Here is a 16,478-nt window from a genome sequence, read left to right as displayed (position 1 = left end):
AGTGACCGAAGTTAAACAAAAATCGGGTTTAATTTGGTTAGTACTGAGTCTACTGCTTTTTGCAGTAGACTACATAACCAAAGCTGTAGTCGTGGCAAATATGAAGCTCTATGAATCTATAGAGATTTTGCCAATTTTTAACTTCACTTACATGCACAACTATGGCGCTGCATTTAGCTTTTTAAGTGATGCAGGCGGTTGGCAACGCTGGTTCTTCAGTAGTATTGCGGTGTTGATAAGTTTATTACTGACTTATTGGCTGAAAAAGCTGCCTGCGAAAAACTGGGTATTATGTGGCGCTTACTCAATGGTCATTGGTGGTGCGATTGGCAACCTAGTTGACCGTTTAGTGCATGGTTATGTTGTAGATTTTCTACATTTTTATTATCAAGATTGGCACTATCCAGCATTCAATGTGGCTGATATCGCAATTGTTTGCGGTGCGGGTCTACTTCTTTTAGATGCCTTCACAGGTGAAGGTGCAGATGGTTCTCAGGAGAAAAAAGCATGAGCGAACACGTCATTGGCGAAAAATCAGAAGTTCTTTTTCATTTTTCGATCAAGCTAGAAGACGGATCGGCAGCTGATTCAACAAAAGTACATAACAAACCTGCAAAGTTATTCATGGGTGATGGTAGCCTGACTGAAAACTTTGAAAAATGCCTGTTAGGCTTAAAAGCAGGTGAGAGTAAATCTTTTGATTTAGAACCTGAAGATGCATTTGGTCAGCCAAACCCAGACAACATCTATTATGTTGAACGCAGTAAGTTTGGTCCTGATGCGCCAGCTGAAGTGGGCAGTATTATTGCTTTCACTCAGCCAGATGGCACTGAGCTACCAGGTCTTGTTCGTGAAGTGGCAGGTGACTCTGTGACAATTGATTTCAACCATCCTCTAGCTGGACAAAAAGTAACATTTGAAGTCGATATTTTAGAGGTAACTGGCTAATGGACATTTTGTTAGCAAACCCTCGTGGCTTTTGTGCGGGTGTTGATCGCGCTATCTCAATTGTAGAGCGTGCATTAGATATTTTTAATCCGCCTATTTATGTGCGTCATGAAGTTGTACATAACAAGTATGTGGTTAATGGCTTAAAAGATCGCGGTGCTGTTTTTGTTGAAGAGCTGCATCAAGTACCTGATGACAGCATTGTTATTTTTAGTGCGCATGGTGTATCGCAAGCTGTGCGAGCAGAAGCAAAGCGTCGTGAATTAAAAGTATTTGATGCTACTTGCCCATTGGTTACTAAAGTGCATATGGAAGTAACACGCGCAAGCCGCCGTGGTACTGAATGTGTATTGATTGGTCACCAAGGTCACCCTGAAGTGGAAGGCACTATGGGTCAATACGACAACCCTGAAGGGGGGATCTACTTAGTAGAAACGCCTGAGGATGTTGCAGCCCTTGAAGTGAAAGATCCAAGCAACTTATTCTACTGCAGCCAAACAACTTTATCAGTTGACGACACTGCTGATGTGATTGATGCGTTACGTGCTAAATTCCCAGAGATTGACGGCCCACGCAAAGACGACATTTGTTATGCAACACAAAACCGTCAAGATGCCGTGCGTGACCTTGCAGATAAAGCAGATGTGCTACTGGTAGTGGGCGCTAAAAACAGCTCAAACTCGAATCGTTTACGCGAGCTTGCTGAGAAAATGGGCACTACTGCTTACTTAATTGACGATGCAAGTTGTGTTGATGCAAGCTGGTTTGAGAATATCAACTCAGTTGGAGTTACAGCGGGTGCATCTGCCCCTGAAGTACTTGTTCAACAAGTTATAACGCGCTTGAAAGAGTTAGGTGGTAAAACTGTGGTCGAAAACCCAGGTATCGAAGAAAGCATTGTATTTGCGGTGCCAGCCGAGTTGAGATAACTTTATGGCAGCAAGGTTTAAATCGCCCGATTTAACATCTGCATTGCTGCCAATCATGGTTACTGAGCGTGGCGTACTTGCCATGCTCGTTACCGCACAATTACTAGCAACCTTGTTAGCTTTTGCCCCGATGAGTATTGGCTCTGCGTGGGAGCGCCTCGGCTTAATTAGCTTATTCATTCACCTTGCCAGTACGACGAGCTTGGCTGTTGTGTATGGCTTAAAAACGCAGCTATCAAAACTCAATTCCTCTTTAGAAATACTTACAATTATAGTTATTTTCCAAATTAATACTTTAATTCTAAGTTTATTGTCACAGCGCTATATTGCAGGCCAAATTGATTGGACCATTGCGGCTCAGCACTGTGTGCTGGGGTTAGGTATGCAGCTATTTTTCATTTATTTGATGAGCATTTATGCTGAGCGAGTAGACACGATTAAAACGCTCTCAAAGGTAGAGCTAGACGCATTGTATGCTCGTATAAGGCCCCACTTTTTAAATAATAGTCTTAATACGATTGCCGAGTTAGCCCATGTTGATCCCCAAGCTGCGGAGCAGGCGACGTTAAATCTTGCCCGTTTATCACAAGCCGCCATGCGTACTCAGCAGTTAACAACCCTAGAAGATGAGATAAATCTATCAAAGCAATATTTGGCGATAGAAGCATGGCGTTTTGGCGATAAGTTCGGGGTCATCTGGCAGATTGATTCTTGCAACTTGGCAAGTCAAGTACCGGTTTTATCGATTCAGCCTTTGCTCGAAAATGCAGTGAATTATGGCATCGAGCCAAGTGGCACTAAAAGTAATATTGAAGTGTATATTTCGGATGTTGCTGAGCAAATCGTTATCAAAATAACTAATCCAATAAATCATCATGACCGTAAAGTTCAATCAGGGCAGGGGATAGCCTTGTCTAATATTAAAGCTCGGATTGAGCTTCATTTTGGTAACAGCGCAAGTTTGCAAACGGCAATTGAGCAAGATAAGTTCGTAGTAGAGTTACGCGTTCCTATTGGAGCAAGAGCATGAAATATATCATTGCTGATGACGAACCTTTGGCAAGAGCAAGAGTTATACGCTTGCTATCAGCCTGGCCACACTATGAGTGTGTTGCACAAGTAAGTTCTGGTGATGAGGTTGAGCCGGCTATAAATGAGCATTCAGTACAATTACTGTTTCTTGATATCAATATGCCAGGGCTTGATGGTATTAAAACGGCTGAATTGCTCAATCAGAAATATCGAGATTTAAAAATTATCTTTATCACCGCCCACAGTGAATTTGCTTTGCAAGCTTTTAATGTGTTTGCTGCAGGCTTTTTGGTTAAGCCCGTAAGTCAATCGGATCTGTTTTCACTTCTAGCGCACCTATTTAAGCCTCGTATTCAGTATCAAGTGGGAAGTCAAACTCGTTGGGTAGATGTTGATGATGTGATAGTGGCTAAAGCGGAAGACAAGCTAACGCAGATCTACTTTCAAGGTGGTGATGCGACAATTGATTTAAGCCTTAAAAAGCTACTCACTCTTTACCCTGAACATTTTGTACAAATTCACCGAAACACATTAGTGAAAGCAAAGTCCATAAAGCAACTCGAACATACACATTCAGGTATTTTGGTTAGTTTAGTCGACCATTCTGAAAAGTTAGCAGTAAGCCGCCGTGCTTATTCTGCAATAAAAAATCATTTATAGACCGCTTGTCAGAAATAAAAGCCGCTTATCCTTTCAAAAATTGCTTCTAGTAAACAACTCTTGAACAATGCAAAAATCATAAACCGTTTTTGACTGTGTATGCCATTTATCAATCGAACACAATCAGGGTTCACCCTTCTTGAAGTGCTAATCGCATTTATGGTGTTGAGCTTTGGGTTATTAGGCGCTGTAGCTTTACAGGCGCAAGCTAAAAAAGCCAGTTTTGACTCTATGCAACGTGCGGCTGCAATTTCGCTGGGTGAAGATATTATGCAGCGTATCAGGTCAAATGATACTGCAGATATCGTGTCCTTGTACAAACAAACATTTAGTAGCGACACAGATTTAAGTCCTCGAGATGATTGTTATAAAGATGTATGTAGCGCACAGAATATTGCCAGAACAGATCTTGAAAACTGGAAGGCAGCGATTAGAGCAAGAGAAAATACAGGGTCTTTGGACGAAGCAACGGTCTGTATCAACATTACACCCGTAGCGAATACTGCTGGTATGGGGTTTGATGTGAGCGTCATTGTTTCATGGCGCGGCAGACAAGACTTTAAGGCGTCCGATGCGACTAAAGACATACAGTGCGGTAACGTTGATGACAGGCGTCGTTTAGTAAAACTAGATAGTTACTTATTGATCAGAGGATAAAATGAAGCAGAAGGGTTTCACTATTTTAGAGTTTCTGATTTCTATGTTCATAGGCTTCTTAATTTTAGGTGGGGTCATTGCGACTTATGTCAGTATGAAGGCAACCACTCGAGATACGATGGCAATTGGTGAATTGCAAGAAACAGGTCGTCTAACTTTATCTATTTTAAGAAGAGATATAGAGCAGATTGGATTCTGGGGCACATTTTATGAGGCTGAATTCTCAGTAGATAACACGGTAAGTGAATCAAACCCTGACCCTGATTGTTTTGGCGGGTTAAATAACGGCAGTTTTCCAGATACCACCCCGACAAACTTTCGACCTGTATTTGCTGAAGTGTCTGATGGCAACGAAATGTTGGGCTGTATTGACGACTCGAAGGAAGACACGAATGTTATTCAGTTAAAGTTTCTTGAAGGGCGTCAGATGACACCTGAAACAATCACAAATACTAATCGATATTACTTTATCGCAGAGCAAGAAAAAGCACAATTTATAACCGGGGGTGCGGCTAAAAACCCATTACCGACAGTAAACGCGACGTTATGGCCATATAGTCACCACGTTTACTATATCAATGAGCAAACCTTAAAAATTAATAATAGAGACATAGTTGTGCCTGTTCTAATGCGTAAAAGGTTAACTGAAAATGGTGGCTTAGTGACAGAGCCTATCATGGAAGGCATTGAAGATATGCGCATGGTGTTTGGTATAGACAGTGACTCAGATAATAAAGTGGATACTTACCGCAGTACTCAGGATATGACCTCAGAACTCTGGGAGAACACCAACGGTATTTTAACGGTTCAGGTGTTTTTACTCGTTAGGTCCTTAGAGGCTGATGCTGATTTAGAGCTCAAAAGTCAGACATATACTCTAGGACTAGATGATGACAAGCGAGTTCATACTTTTACCGATAAATACAGGCGAACAGTTTTTACAACGACAATTCGATTGAATAATGTGGGGTCTACAGCATGGCGAATGTAAAGAAGCAGAAAGGTGTTGTTCTAATCACAGCTATGATCATGATAGTCGCGGTCACAGCAGTCGCTGTAAGTTTAATGAGTAGCAGTAGTATCGATTTAAAAATTACCAATGCAGCACAAGAACGTGCAGAGGCTGAAACCGAACTTATTGGTGAGATCCATAAACTCATAGTTGCAGAAGGGACCAGTACCAACAATCGATTTACACTAAAGCGTCAACAAATGCCTGAAGATGGTATGGATATGAGTTCATCCTCAACCCCTTCACATATGACGAATACACTTAAAAATTTGAATAATGGCGAAATGGAATTACATTGCCCAAGGCAGTTCGCTTATACAGATGGCTTAACCTGCAACTTAACGGAAATGGAGTCAACCATCACTTACGGTTCTAAGAATAAGCATACAATTACTGTGGTCATAGGGATTGGTCAAGAAATCATTAGTCACAATGAGGGCAGCTAAGATGAAATATAGTGTATTTTTTGGTCTTGTATCTTTAATGCTCGCACCAACTGCAAAATCTGAAGATATTGAACTTTTTGTTAAACATAAAATCAATATTGAAGAAAAGCCTCGGGTAATGATTGTATTTGATACCTCAGGCAGTATGGCATTTTCAAGTACTACTGGTGATGATTGTGGCTATGATTCCTACTATAGAAGGTGGAGACTTTGCCCGGATAATCGTTTAGGTGTTGCAAAAGATACCATAACAGACCTGATTGAAGATAAAGCGAATGAGAATGTAGATTTTGGCTTGATGCGATTTAACAGCGACAATGAAGGAGGGTATGTACTTTCTGGGATAGGTTCTAGTAAATCGGATATAAAAAATAAAATTAATACCCTAGAGGCCAATGGGGGGACTCCTTTGAGCGAAACTCTTTGGGAGGCGTATTTGTACTTAATCGGTGAAGACAGAGATTATGCTGATTACTACTCTATTGGAAGAGACCGTAATATTGAATCAGGAAGTAAATACATCTCTCCTTTTACCCCAAAAGCTGGTGAGCAAAGGTGTAATAGCGCTGTGAATGTAATTTTAATGACCGATGGTGACCCCTCTGTTGATACGAGTTCGAATTCAGATATCTCTAAACTCTATAAAAATACATTCAAACAAGATACGCCTGTTATAGAGAAAAGTTATATGCCGGCTTTGGCAGCAGCTATGCATGGCAGAGGCGGTAAAGATCCTGTCGAAGTCGATCTTTACCCGAATACATCTGATTTAAAAGACACAGCTTATGTATACACCATTGGTTTTGGTAAGGGAATGAGTGATGCTGGTGAGAAAATTTTAAGAGAAACCGCCGAACTAGGCGGTGGTAAATACTATCAAGCGGATACTGCAGAAAAATTAAAAGAAGACTTTAATAAAATTTTGGTTGCCATAAACCAACGAAACTCAAGCTTTGTGTCTCCTTCGGTATCAATGAATAGCTCAGATCAAACACAAAGTGGTAACTCTCTTTACTACACCATGTTTTTGCCTGAGAAACACTCCCGTTGGCAAGGCAACTTAAAAAAACTACAGGTTAAAGATGGTGAAATCATTGACATGTCGAATAAGCCTGCACTTGATGCGCAAGATGGCATCATCAGTAAAGATGCGACAACTTTTTGGTCTAAGCCTGGTTCGAATGACGGGAATAATATTGAGCAAGGCGGTGTGAATTACCAATTATCTAAGCAAACCTCTCGAAAACTATTTTCTGATTTCGGGGAGGGGGCACTGATAGATTTCAAATGGAATAAAGCGAAAAATAAAGTTGGGGCAAAAAACTTAAGAAAGCTATTTCGTGCAAAGAATAACAAGGAAGCAAAGCAAATAATGAATTGGGCTTCAGGTAAAGATGTATTAAATGAAAACAGTGACTCAAATATAAGAAAAGACATCTTTGGTGATCCGCTTCATTCAAAACCAGTCACCATGGATTATGGTAACAATGATATTAGAGTCTTTGTTGGCACTAATTCAGGTGTTTTGCATGCCTTCAAAGATAATGGCAATACAGTAAATGAAAGTTGGGCGTTTTTACCAGGTCAGTTGCTTGACATTCATAAGCCTCTAATGAATAAGCAGGATGGGACCAAGCTTTATGGTGTTGATGGTCCAATAACGGTATTCCATAAAGATATTAACCGAGATAAGATTGTTAATGGTTCGGATGAAGTGTGGCTGTTTTTTGGGCTTAGAAGAGGGGGCACAGCTTACTATGCGTTAGATATAACGAGTCCCGATAAACCTAAAATGTTATGGAATAAACCAATAACAAAAGAAAAAACAGGGTTTGAAGAATTAGCTCAGTCATGGTCGAAGCCCTTCGTTACTTATATTCGTTCGCAAGAAGAAAAGCCTGTGGTGATTTTTGGTGCAGGTTACGATACCAATAAAGACAATATTTCTAAAACAAAAGATAGCAGGGGTCGAGGCTTATTCATTGTAGACGCTGAGAGTGGCAATCTAGTTTGGTCGTTGACACCGGGTGGACCGAGTATCAATACTGAGAAAGCAAGTAAATTTAAAGGTCTTCATAGTATTGCGGCAGATGTTTCACTCATGGACTCGGACTACGATGGCTTTACAGATAGGATCTATGCTGCAGATACCGGTGGCAACATTTGGCGGGTTGATATGCCTAGAGATAAACCAAATGACACTGAGAACCCTTGGACCCACTTTAAACTCGCAGAGTTAGCAGGTTCAAAAGACAGAGATGATAGACGCTTCTTTTATCAACCATTAGTTGCTCGTACTTTCTTTAGTAAAGTCACCAAGACGATAACCAACAATGGCTCGTATACAACACGAAGAGAAGTCCCCTATGAAGCGATTATTATAGGCAGTGGTAATAGAGCAAGTCCACTAGAGAAAACAGTGAATAACCAGCTCTATGTGATACGTGATGAAAACACGGTAACACGCTCATACCAAGGTGATGAGATACCAGATACGATTTACCATAGCCAGCTTATGCAAGTAAAAGATGAACCTTTCTACCAAGCAACGTCTAAACAAGCTTTTTACGAAAAAGAAGCGGAACTAGGTGCGCTTAAAGGATGGAAATATCAACTTAGGTCTGGAGAAAAATCGTTAGCAAAAGCAACTGTAGTAGGCGGTATTGCTTACTTTACTTCGTTTACACCACACTTAGATACCTCGATAGACCAATGTTCCGTGGGCAGTGGTGGTGGTTCTTTATACGCTTTACATTTGCATTATGGTGCGCGCGTGTTCCAGAAGGTCAGGTATGACACCGAGAGAGAAGTCCCCAGTACACCTGTGATCCTTTACCATAAAGAATCAGAAACAGAAGGGGGTTATAAACGCAGCACAGGCCGTTTAAATATTGAATTAAAGAGTACTGACTCTACAGGAGGGAAAGGTCCTGACGGTAGTAAACCGAGTGAGCCATTTTTAAGTGCTAAAGTAGCGGGGCCCTTACCAACACTCAACAGCGCGGGGCAACCAACATTTTTGAGCAATGAAGTACATGGTATTACGACAAAGCAAATGTATATTTACAAACGAGAAGATCATGATGAAAAGTAATCGTATAAAGGGCTTTACCTTACTTGAAATGCTAATTGTTGTTGCAATAGCGGGCATCCTAGCCTCTGTTGCCTATCCTCAGTACACAGAGTACGTTAAGAGAGCTGCGCGCTCAGATGCAATGGTATTACTTTTAGATGCTGCCAATAAACAAGAGCAGTACTATGCTGATAATAGAAGCTATGCAGATGATTTGAGCTTAATAAATGTCCCTTCAACGAGTGAAAATGGTTATTTTACCATTACAGTAGAGGTGCCAGACACTGGCACATCATTTACAATCACGGCAACAGCAGCTTCTGGTGCAGTGGCTGGTGATACTGCTTGCTCTACGTTTACCATTACAGATACAGGAATTAAAGGTTCTACAGGCACAAGTGATACGGATGATTGCTGGGAGCGCTAAATGCGCTCCTTACACTTTCTAGTATCCCTCATTCTTGCTCTACCTGCGTTGTTAATACTCATTTCAAGTCCAGTGGGTTTGCCTTTGAGGTCAAATGTACAATAGACAAACGTACCATTTGCTAACCCTTTTAGACTACCATCGGGCTTAAATGTAATGGCATGACGTGGATATGATAATTCATCTTGGATATTAATACGGTCAATGACGTAGAGTACTTCTTCATCGGCATCGAGTACATGGTTTCTATTGGTATCGACAAAACTGGTTAATGATTCATGCCAAAGGTCTTTATGGCACTTATTATGAACTAAGCCACAAAAACTAATGTATTTATCATGGGTTATGGCATAGCCTCGCGACAGAAATATTTGCCGTTTTATCTGTTTAAGGGCCACTTCAGGTCTATTCTTGTGTAAAACGCTATTGAAGGAAGGCACCGCCAAAAAAGTAAGAATAACGATTAAAGATAGGGTGACGAGTAACTCAATTAGAGTTAAACCTCGAGCGTGATTAAGTGAGTTTCTAGCTGCCATCCTTGCAACCTTAATAAGATTAAATTGTGGATATAAATATAGAATAAAGTATTAGTTTGTCAATGTTGTTTTATGAACAGCCGGTGCTGCTATCACCGTTGTATAGTGCAGTCCCACCGACGGTGAGTGTCAGCGCTTTGGCATGTTCAGTTTGATTTAAAGGACAATAGGTAAATTGACCAGCGTTTGTATTCACAACACGACCACTGCTATCAAACCTTAAACGCGTATCTGGTGCTTTTAGGTTGTCATTTGCTATCAGCTTATCCATAACGCGAAGTAAGTCATCACTTGCGACTTCATATGTGCCATTATTATTTTTATCAATAAATGAAATGATCTGGTTATTCTTCCAGTTATTGATGCATGTGAGATTTTCGTTTGCAGCGAGTTTTTTCGCATCGACAGGACACAAGATCACGATTTCATCGCTGGTTGTTGCTTTTGCTCGAGCAAATGTGATGTGTCTTTTCAACTCAAGCATAAAAGACTCTGCACGTGTTTTTTCATTCAGATCTGTATTACCGGCAAAAGACAAGGTCACTAAGATGGCTAATATCGCAATAGTGATGAGCAGTTCTAATAACGTGAAGCCACGATGTTTCATATTGACGCCTAGAAAAGAGCAATTATTCAATTGTAGCATATTGCATTATGAAGCTTTTTCTCAATAGTTTGCAACGAGTTTGTTTGCTATGAATAGTGGGATTGTCTAAAATCGACTCACTCGCTAAGGAAATAAAACACCATGAAAAAAATAGAAGCAATAATTAAACCTTTTAAACTCGATGATGTTCGTGAAGCTTTGTCTGAAATAGGCATTACAGGTATGACAGTCTGTGAAGTGAAGGGCTTTGGTCGTCAAAAAGGCCATACAGAGCTATACCGTGGTGCGGAATATATGGTCGACTTTTTGCCTAAAGTGAAACTAGATATTGTTTTAGCTGACGAAGATGTTGATAGAGCGATCGAAGTAATTCTTAAAACAGCGCAGACAGGTAAAATAGGTGACGGTAAAATCTTCGTGACTGAAGTCGAACGTGTGGTGCGTATCCGAACAGGTGAAGAAGACGAAGAAGCTATTTAATGAGATTAAACAAAAACGGCGCTCAACGAGCGCCGTTTTTGTTTTTAATACAAATTAATTCACTAGTCGCTGTTGCTCGTTTAATAAACGAGTCTGCTGTGCATGCTTGCTTAACTCATCAAGTCCAAGCTTGGCATAGCTTTTCTCCATTATCTCAAGCGCTGTGATTAAATAGCTACTTTGTGAAAAGTGTTCCACAACATACTTACCACGGTTAGCTGCGGCTAAATAGGCTTCACGCTCAAAATAATATTCTGCTACTTTAATTTCGTAACGAGCCATTTTATTTAATAGCCATACTAAGCGTTTTTTTGCTTCAGGTACATATGGGCTCTCAGGGTAGCTATCTACTAAAGTTGAAAGATCTTGGAAAGCAACACGGGTACGACTTGCATCTCGGTCAGCCCTATCTATGCCGAAGTATTCTTGAAAGGCATTTTTATCAGCCTGAATATTAACTAAGCCACGCATAAAATACATGTAGTCTAAGTTTTTGTGATTTGGATTTAGTCGAATAAAGCGGTCTATTGTCGCAAGCGCTTGATCAGTGTTACCTGTCTTATAAAAAGCAAAAACGAGATCCATCTGCACTTGCTGTGCATGAGGGCCAAATGGATAACGAGAATTTAACGCACCTAGTAACTCAATAGAACGAGCATATAAACCAGAGTCTAAGGTTGATTTAGCATCTTCATAGAGTGCTTGTGCTGACTTATTCGGCACACGTTCGATATCTTCTTGCTCTGGTGCAGAAGAGCATGCCGCAAGACCTAGAAAAGAAGTGCTGACTAGGATGGCAAAGGCGCGTTTCCCTAATTTAGTTATCATTTTATTTTACTACCTTTGGTGTCTTCGGCTAGGCCAAGATGGCAAAACCGAGTAAACTATGCATTTATGCGATTCTAACCCAGTCGAGCTAAGCTTGCACTGGTAATTTAGGTAAACTAACAGATGTCTGAGCAAATTTCTCTTCAAGCCGAAGTGCCAACTGAATTAGGCGGTAAACGTCTAGACCAAATTTTGGCGCAAATGTTCCCTGATTTTTCACGTTCAAGAATAAAAACTTGGATTTTAGATGAAAAAGTCACCGTCGATGGTGAGGTATTATCGACACCAAGAGAAAAGCTGTTAGGTGGGGAGTTAATTTCCATCGAGACGCAAATCGAAGCACCACGTGAATACGAAGCACAAGACATCGACCTAAACATCGTTTATGAAGATGATGATATTCTTGTTATTAATAAGCCTATGGGGCTGGTAGTACACCCAGGTGCTGGTAATCCAGATGGCACAGTATTAAATGCCTTATTACATCACCACCCGGATATCATTAACGTGCCACGAGCGGGTATTGTACATCGTCTAGATAAAGACACGACGGGTTTAATGGTTGTTGCAAAAACCATCCAAGCCCAAACACATCTTGTTAAAGCCCTACAAAAACGCGATAACTTTACCCGTGAATATGAAGCGATTTGTAATGGTACAATGACAGCCGGTGGCATGGTTGAAAAGCCAATAGGTCGTCATGCTACAAAACGCACGCATATGGCTATTCATGAAATGGGCAAACCTGCGGTAACGCATTACCGCGTTGCAGAAAAGTTCAGAGCGCACACACGTTTACGCTTAAGGCTAGAAACAGGTCGTACTCACCAAATTCGTGTACACATGGCTTATTTAACGCATCCGCTAGTAGGTGATCAATTATATGGCGGCCGCCCTCGCCCTCCTCGCAATGCAACACCAGAATTGTTCGCACAGCTAAGAGACTTTAAACGTCAGGCGCTGCATGCTATTAAATTGAGTATTGCGCACCCAATTACGGGAGAGCAAATGACTTGGGAAGCCCCTGTGCCTGAAGATATGCAGATTCTAACCCAGGCGTTACGTGATGACACGAAAGCCAATCCTGATTTAGTTTATTAGAATATGCAGTTAGTTGATTGGCCATTACACCAAGTTGTCGGCAGCATCCAAACTACACGTTTAGGTGGTTGCTCTAGACCACCTTATTCGAGTTTTAACCTTGGATTTCATGTTGGCGATGACGAAGATGCGGTGTTGGCTAATCATCGAGTATTAAATGAGTTTTTACCAAGCCCACCATTTTGGTTAGAACAAGTCCATAGTGCCAATGTTGTAGAGGTAACAAACTCAGTTACAGAGCAGAAGGTATTTGATAGGCCAAAAGCCGATGCGCTTTATACAAAAGTAAAAGCTCAACCTTTGGCAATTATGACAGCTGATTGTTTGCCAATTTTGTTAGCGAGTAATAATGGTAAAGAAGTGGCTGCTGTTCATGGTGGCTGGCGGCCTCTCGCTGGTAATATTATTGAGAAAACTATTGAGAAGTTTACCGCACCAAATCAACAAATATCGGCTTGGTTAGGCCCTGCAATTGGACCTACTGCATTTGAAGTGGGTTCTGATGTTGTGAATGCGTTTACACGCATGAATTCATCACATACTGATGACTTTATAGAGCTACAAAATAAAAAGTTTTTAGCTGATATTTTTTCTATTGCCAAACGGCAGTTGTCTTCGCTTGGCATAACACAAATATACAGTCATTATGAATGCACCTTTTCTATGCCAACAAAGTATTTTTCCTACCGCAGAGATGCACTCACAGGTCGATTAGCGACCTTGATTTGGCGCAAATAAATCAAATTAAAACTTTAAAATAGCCTTGAACAATACCTGTTGAATACCCATAAAGTAACTAGATTATTTTTATAAAGGTTTAGACGTCATGCGTTTAGATAGATTCACAAGTAAATTCCAAGCTGCACTTTCCGATGCGCAATCACTGGCATTAGGCCGAGACCATCAATTTATTATGCCTGTGCATTTGATGTATGCACTACTTCAGCAAAATGGTTCAAGTGTTAGAGCTTTACTAGCGCAAGCAGGGATCAGTGCTGACGAACTAAATAATAAACTGACTAAATCAATCGATAAAATATTTAAGGTTTCAGGTATCGGTGGAGACGTTCAACTTCACAATGAACTTATTTCTCTTATTAATTTGTGTGATAAATATGCTCAAAAGCGCAAAGACGAATATATATCGAGTGAGTTATTTGTATTTGCTGCGTGCGAAGATAAAGGTGAATTAGGTCAAATTTTAAGAGAGTTGCAATTAACTCAGAAAAAAGTAGAACAAGCTATAAAAGCAATTCGAGGTGGTCAAAAAGTCGATAACCCGAATGCTGAAGACACACGTCAATCTCTTGAAAAGTTCACCATTGATCTAACTGAGCGTGCAGAGCAGGGCAAACTAGATCCTGTAATTGGCCGTGATGAAGAAATCCGACGCACAATACAAGTACTACAGAGACGTACTAAGAATAATCCAGTTCTAATCGGTGAGCCAGGCGTTGGTAAAACAGCCATTGCTGAAGGTTTAGCACAACGTATCATTAATGGAGAAGTACCTGAGGGTCTTAAAAACAAGCGCGTGCTTTCTCTTGATTTGGGTGCTCTGGTAGCTGGTGCAAAATACCGTGGTGAATTTGAAGAACGCCTAAAGTCAGTTCTAAATGAACTGGCAAAAGAAGAAGGACAAGTGATCTTATTCATTGATGAAATCCACACTATGGTAGGTGCGGGTAAAACTGACGGTGCAATGGATGCAGGCAATATGTTGAAACCTGCACTTGCCCGAGGTGAGCTACATTGTGTGGGAGCCACTACTCTAGATGAATATCGTCAATATATTGAAAAGGATGCTGCGCTAGAAAGACGTTTTCAAAAAGTATTTGTGAGTGAGCCAAGTGTCTCTGACACAATTGCTATTTTACGTGGTTTAAAAGAGCGTTATGAGCTTCATCACTCTGTTGACATCACAGATCCTGCAATTGTTGCTGCAGCGAACCTTTCCCATCGTTATATTTCAGATAGACAACTTCCTGATAAGGCCATTGACTTAATTGATGAAGCAGGCAGCTCTATTCGTTTGCAAATAGATTCTAAACCTGAGCAACTAGATAGGTTAGAGCGTAAGATCATTCAACTAAAGTTAGAAGACAATGCGCTAGCGAAAGAAAAAGACGAAGCAAGTCAAAAGCGTCGTACTGAAATGCAGAGTCTAATTTCAGAATTAGAGAGTGAATACAAAGAACTTGATGAAGTGTGGAATGCCGAAAAAGCATCTTTACAGGGCACGCAAGTAATAAAAGGTGAGCTAGAGCAAGCGAGATTAGATCTTGAAGTTGCACGTCGAGCAAGCGACTTGCAAAGAATGTCAGAGCTTCAATATGGTCGAATTCCTGAACTAGAAAGAAAACTTGATCTTGCATCTCAAGCTGAAATGCAAGAAATGAGCTTGTTAAAAAATCAGGTCGGTGAAGACGAAATTGCAGAAATATTATCACGCTGGACAGGTATCCCAGTAGCTAAAATGCTACAAGGTGAGCGCGAAAAGCTACTTCAAATGGAAGATGAGCTACACAATAAAGTGATAGGTCAAGACGAAGCGGTAAATGCGGTATCAAATGCGATACGTCGTTCAAGAGCTGGTCTTGCAGATCCAAATCGTCCGATTGGCTCATTCCTATTCTTAGGCCCGACAGGTGTCGGTAAGACTGAGTTAACAAAAGCACTTGCTAATTTTATGTTTGACACTGAAGAAGCCATGGTTCGTATTGATATGTCCGAATTTATGGAAAAGCACTCAGTCGCAAGATTAGTTGGTGCACCTCCAGGCTATGTCGGATATGAAGAAGGAGGTTATTTAACAGAAGCAGTAAGACGTCGTCCTTATTCTGTTGTGTTATTGGATGAAGTTGAAAAAGCACACCCTGATGTGTTCAATATATTGCTACAAGTTTTAGATGATGGCCGTTTAACTGATGGTCAAGGCCGTACTGTTGATTTTAAAAACACAGTGATCATTATGACGTCAAACTTAGGATCTGACATCATCCAAGAGCAAGCTAGTCAAAATGACTATACATCATTAAAAGAAAAGGTGATGGGTGTCCTTGCTACTCAGTTTAGACCTGAGTTTATAAACCGCATCGATGAAACCGTCGTGTTCCATCCTTTAATAGATGAACATATTAAAGAGATCGCGAATATACAACTAGATAAATTGACGGCCAGACTTTTCGAGAAAGGTTATCAGTTCGAATTATTACCTGAAGCGTTAGATAAGATTGCTGCGCATGGTTTTGATCCTGTGTTTGGTGCAAGACCTCTTAAACGCGCAATACAGCAATATGTTGAAAACCCATTAGCGCAAAAACTATTGTCAGGCGAATTTATCCCAGGTGATAAAATTAGAGTAACGGTAGATAACGACGTTATTACATTTATAAAGTAATAAGCAGACTAATCATTGGGCATTCATTTTATATGTGTGCCCAAATTTATTTCTTTTTCTTCCTTGCATTATCTTTCTTCTCGACAATACTTAAGTTCCCCCGAATAATTAAGGGGTGGTTATATGACTTAAATATTGTAGTTTTACTTCGTTTTGATTTCTTTTTGTACAGAAAACATCTGAAAACAGACGTTTCGTTTAAAATACACGCGAACAGTCAGTTTTTTGCATTTTTCTTTAAAAAAGGGGTTGCGTAATTTTCTGCTCTCCCTATAATGCGACCCCACTGACACGGGGCGAGACGCTGAAAAGCAAATCAAAACGATGTCGAGTCAAATAAAA

General features: G+C 40.6%; 17 protein-coding genes. 14 read left to right on the top strand and 3 right to left on the bottom strand.

Annotated features, from left to right (window positions below):
• Position 1: 1 nt before the first annotated feature.
• The 10 genes from lspA (at position 2) to AC1HJP_RS13980 (ending at position 9,184) form a co-directional block, all read left to right on the top strand.
• Positions 2-511 (top strand): signal peptidase II, encoded by a 510-nt coding sequence (lspA, locus tag AC1HJP_RS14025; RefSeq protein ID WP_390447020.1) that lies wholly within the window; start codon positions 2-4, stop codon positions 509-511.
• The gene (fkpB, locus tag AC1HJP_RS14020) at positions 508-948 is read left to right on the top strand and encodes an FKBP-type peptidyl-prolyl cis-trans isomerase (protein WP_138483742.1); all 441 of its coding nucleotides are present in this window, start codon (positions 508-510) and stop codon (positions 946-948) included. The genes lspA and fkpB overlap by 4 nt, the downstream gene beginning before the upstream one ends.
• Complete coding sequence (ispH, locus tag AC1HJP_RS14015) at positions 948-1,877, top strand: 4-hydroxy-3-methylbut-2-enyl diphosphate reductase (protein WP_349287522.1); 930 nt, start codon at positions 948-950, stop codon at positions 1,875-1,877. The genes fkpB and ispH overlap by 1 nt, the downstream gene beginning before the upstream one ends.
• Before the next feature lie 4 nt (positions 1,878-1,881).
• Positions 1,882-2,907: a sensor histidine kinase gene (locus AC1HJP_RS14010; protein WP_480362367.1), complete on the top strand. Its 1,026-nt coding sequence runs from the start codon at positions 1,882-1,884 to the stop codon at positions 2,905-2,907.
• The gene (locus AC1HJP_RS14005; protein WP_480362366.1) at positions 2,904-3,569 is read left to right on the top strand and encodes a LytR/AlgR family response regulator transcription factor; all 666 of its coding nucleotides are present in this window, start codon (positions 2,904-2,906) and stop codon (positions 3,567-3,569) included. Before AC1HJP_RS14010 ends, AC1HJP_RS14005 begins: the two co-directional genes overlap by 4 nt.
• A gap of 99 nt (positions 3,570-3,668) precedes the next feature.
• Positions 3,669-4,226 carry a type IV pilus modification protein PilV gene (pilV, locus tag AC1HJP_RS14000; protein ID WP_480362365.1) on the top strand — a complete coding sequence of 186 codons (558 nt, stop codon included), beginning with the start codon at positions 3,669-3,671 and terminating at the stop codon, positions 4,224-4,226.
• Between the two features lies 1 nt (position 4,227).
• A complete protein-coding gene (locus AC1HJP_RS13995) occupies positions 4,228-5,217 on the top strand; it encodes a PilW family protein (protein WP_480362364.1) in 990 nt (329 codons plus the stop codon).
• On the top strand, positions 5,205-5,684 hold the full coding sequence (locus AC1HJP_RS13990; protein ID WP_480362363.1) for a pilus assembly protein PilX: 480 nt from the start codon (positions 5,205-5,207) through the stop codon (positions 5,682-5,684). Before AC1HJP_RS13995 ends, AC1HJP_RS13990 begins: the two co-directional genes overlap by 13 nt.
• 1 nt (position 5,685) lies before the next feature.
• Positions 5,686-8,778 carry a PilC/PilY family type IV pilus protein gene (locus AC1HJP_RS13985; protein ID WP_480362362.1) on the top strand — a complete coding sequence of 1,031 codons (3,093 nt, stop codon included), beginning with the start codon at positions 5,686-5,688 and terminating at the stop codon, positions 8,776-8,778.
• Complete coding sequence (locus tag AC1HJP_RS13980; protein ID WP_480362361.1) at positions 8,765-9,184, top strand: type IV pilin protein; 420 nt, start codon at positions 8,765-8,767, stop codon at positions 9,182-9,184. The genes AC1HJP_RS13985 and AC1HJP_RS13980 overlap by 14 nt, the downstream gene beginning before the upstream one ends.
• Here AC1HJP_RS13980 and AC1HJP_RS13975 read toward each other — a convergent pair.
• Positions 9,181-9,720, bottom strand: coding sequence for a GspH/FimT family pseudopilin (locus tag AC1HJP_RS13975; protein WP_480362360.1), 540 nt, complete (start codon positions 9,718-9,720; stop codon positions 9,181-9,183). The two genes, AC1HJP_RS13980 and AC1HJP_RS13975, sit on opposite strands and share 4 nt — an antisense overlap.
• A gap of 70 nt (positions 9,721-9,790) precedes the next feature.
• Complete coding sequence (locus tag AC1HJP_RS13970; RefSeq protein WP_480362359.1) at positions 9,791-10,327, bottom strand: GspH/FimT family pseudopilin; 537 nt, start codon at positions 10,325-10,327, stop codon at positions 9,791-9,793.
• Positions 10,328-10,468: 141 nt separating this feature from the next.
• Between AC1HJP_RS13970 and glnB the strand changes: the two genes are divergently transcribed.
• Positions 10,469-10,807 carry a nitrogen regulatory protein P-II gene (gene glnB, locus AC1HJP_RS13965; RefSeq protein ID WP_130256575.1) on the top strand — a complete coding sequence of 113 codons (339 nt, stop codon included), beginning with the start codon at positions 10,469-10,471 and terminating at the stop codon, positions 10,805-10,807.
• Between the two features lie 54 nt (positions 10,808-10,861).
• On the opposite strand, the gene AC1HJP_RS13960 is transcribed toward glnB, so the two are convergent.
• Entirely contained in the window at positions 10,862-11,635 is a 774-nt protein-coding gene (locus AC1HJP_RS13960) for an outer membrane protein assembly factor BamD (protein ID WP_480362358.1), read from the bottom strand.
• Positions 11,636-11,758: 123 nt separating this feature from the next.
• Between AC1HJP_RS13960 and rluD the strand changes: the two genes are divergently transcribed.
• From rluD to clpB, 3 genes are all read left to right on the top strand, one after another.
• Entirely contained in the window at positions 11,759-12,736 is a 978-nt protein-coding gene (gene rluD / locus AC1HJP_RS13955; protein ID WP_138483764.1) for a 23S rRNA pseudouridine(1911/1915/1917) synthase RluD, read from the top strand.
• A gap of 3 nt (positions 12,737-12,739) precedes the next feature.
• Complete coding sequence (gene pgeF, locus AC1HJP_RS13950; RefSeq protein WP_480362357.1) at positions 12,740-13,474, top strand: peptidoglycan editing factor PgeF; 735 nt, start codon at positions 12,740-12,742, stop codon at positions 13,472-13,474.
• A gap of 88 nt (positions 13,475-13,562) precedes the next feature.
• Complete coding sequence (clpB, locus tag AC1HJP_RS13945; protein ID WP_480362356.1) at positions 13,563-16,136, top strand: ATP-dependent chaperone ClpB; 2,574 nt, start codon at positions 13,563-13,565, stop codon at positions 16,134-16,136.
• Positions 16,137-16,478: the final 342 nt, after the last annotated feature.

Source organism: Pseudoalteromonas sp. NFXS53 (genome assembly GCF_056629255.1).
Note: the sequence above shows the minus strand (reverse complement) of the source record. Positions and strands in the feature narration are given on the sequence as shown.

Excerpts from the sequence above, each read along its gene's own strand:
- AC1HJP_RS13975 (WP_480362360.1), bottom strand. The coding sequence starts at position 9,720 with ATGGCAGCTAGAAACTCACTTAATCACGCTCGAGGTTTAACTCTAATT.
- AC1HJP_RS13980 (WP_480362361.1), top strand. The coding sequence starts at position 8,765 with ATGATGAAAAGTAATCGTATAAAGGGCTTTACCTTACTTGAAATGCTA.
- AC1HJP_RS14010 (WP_480362367.1), top strand. The coding sequence starts at position 1,882 with ATGGCAGCAAGGTTTAAATCGCCCGATTTAACATCTGCATTGCTGCCA.
- AC1HJP_RS13970 (WP_480362359.1), bottom strand. The coding sequence starts at position 10,327 with ATGAAACATCGTGGCTTCACGTTATTAGAACTGCTCATCACTATTGCG.
- fkpB (WP_138483742.1), top strand. The coding sequence starts at position 508 with ATGAGCGAACACGTCATTGGCGAAAAATCAGAAGTTCTTTTTCATTTT.
- pilV (WP_480362365.1), top strand. The coding sequence starts at position 3,669 with ATGCCATTTATCAATCGAACACAATCAGGGTTCACCCTTCTTGAAGTG.
- AC1HJP_RS13990 (WP_480362363.1), top strand. The coding sequence starts at position 5,205 with ATGGCGAATGTAAAGAAGCAGAAAGGTGTTGTTCTAATCACAGCTATG.
- rluD (WP_138483764.1), top strand. The coding sequence starts at position 11,759 with ATGTCTGAGCAAATTTCTCTTCAAGCCGAAGTGCCAACTGAATTAGGC.
- clpB (WP_480362356.1), top strand. The coding sequence starts at position 13,563 with ATGCGTTTAGATAGATTCACAAGTAAATTCCAAGCTGCACTTTCCGAT.
- ispH (WP_349287522.1), top strand. The coding sequence starts at position 948 with ATGGACATTTTGTTAGCAAACCCTCGTGGCTTTTGTGCGGGTGTTGAT.
- pgeF (WP_480362357.1), top strand. The coding sequence starts at position 12,740 with ATGCAGTTAGTTGATTGGCCATTACACCAAGTTGTCGGCAGCATCCAA.
- AC1HJP_RS13995 (WP_480362364.1), top strand. The coding sequence starts at position 4,228 with ATGAAGCAGAAGGGTTTCACTATTTTAGAGTTTCTGATTTCTATGTTC.
- AC1HJP_RS14005 (WP_480362366.1), top strand. The coding sequence starts at position 2,904 with ATGAAATATATCATTGCTGATGACGAACCTTTGGCAAGAGCAAGAGTT.
- AC1HJP_RS13960 (WP_480362358.1), bottom strand. The coding sequence starts at position 11,635 with ATGATAACTAAATTAGGGAAACGCGCCTTTGCCATCCTAGTCAGCACT.
- AC1HJP_RS13985 (WP_480362362.1), top strand. The coding sequence starts at position 5,686 with ATGAAATATAGTGTATTTTTTGGTCTTGTATCTTTAATGCTCGCACCA.
- glnB (WP_130256575.1), top strand. The coding sequence starts at position 10,469 with ATGAAAAAAATAGAAGCAATAATTAAACCTTTTAAACTCGATGATGTT.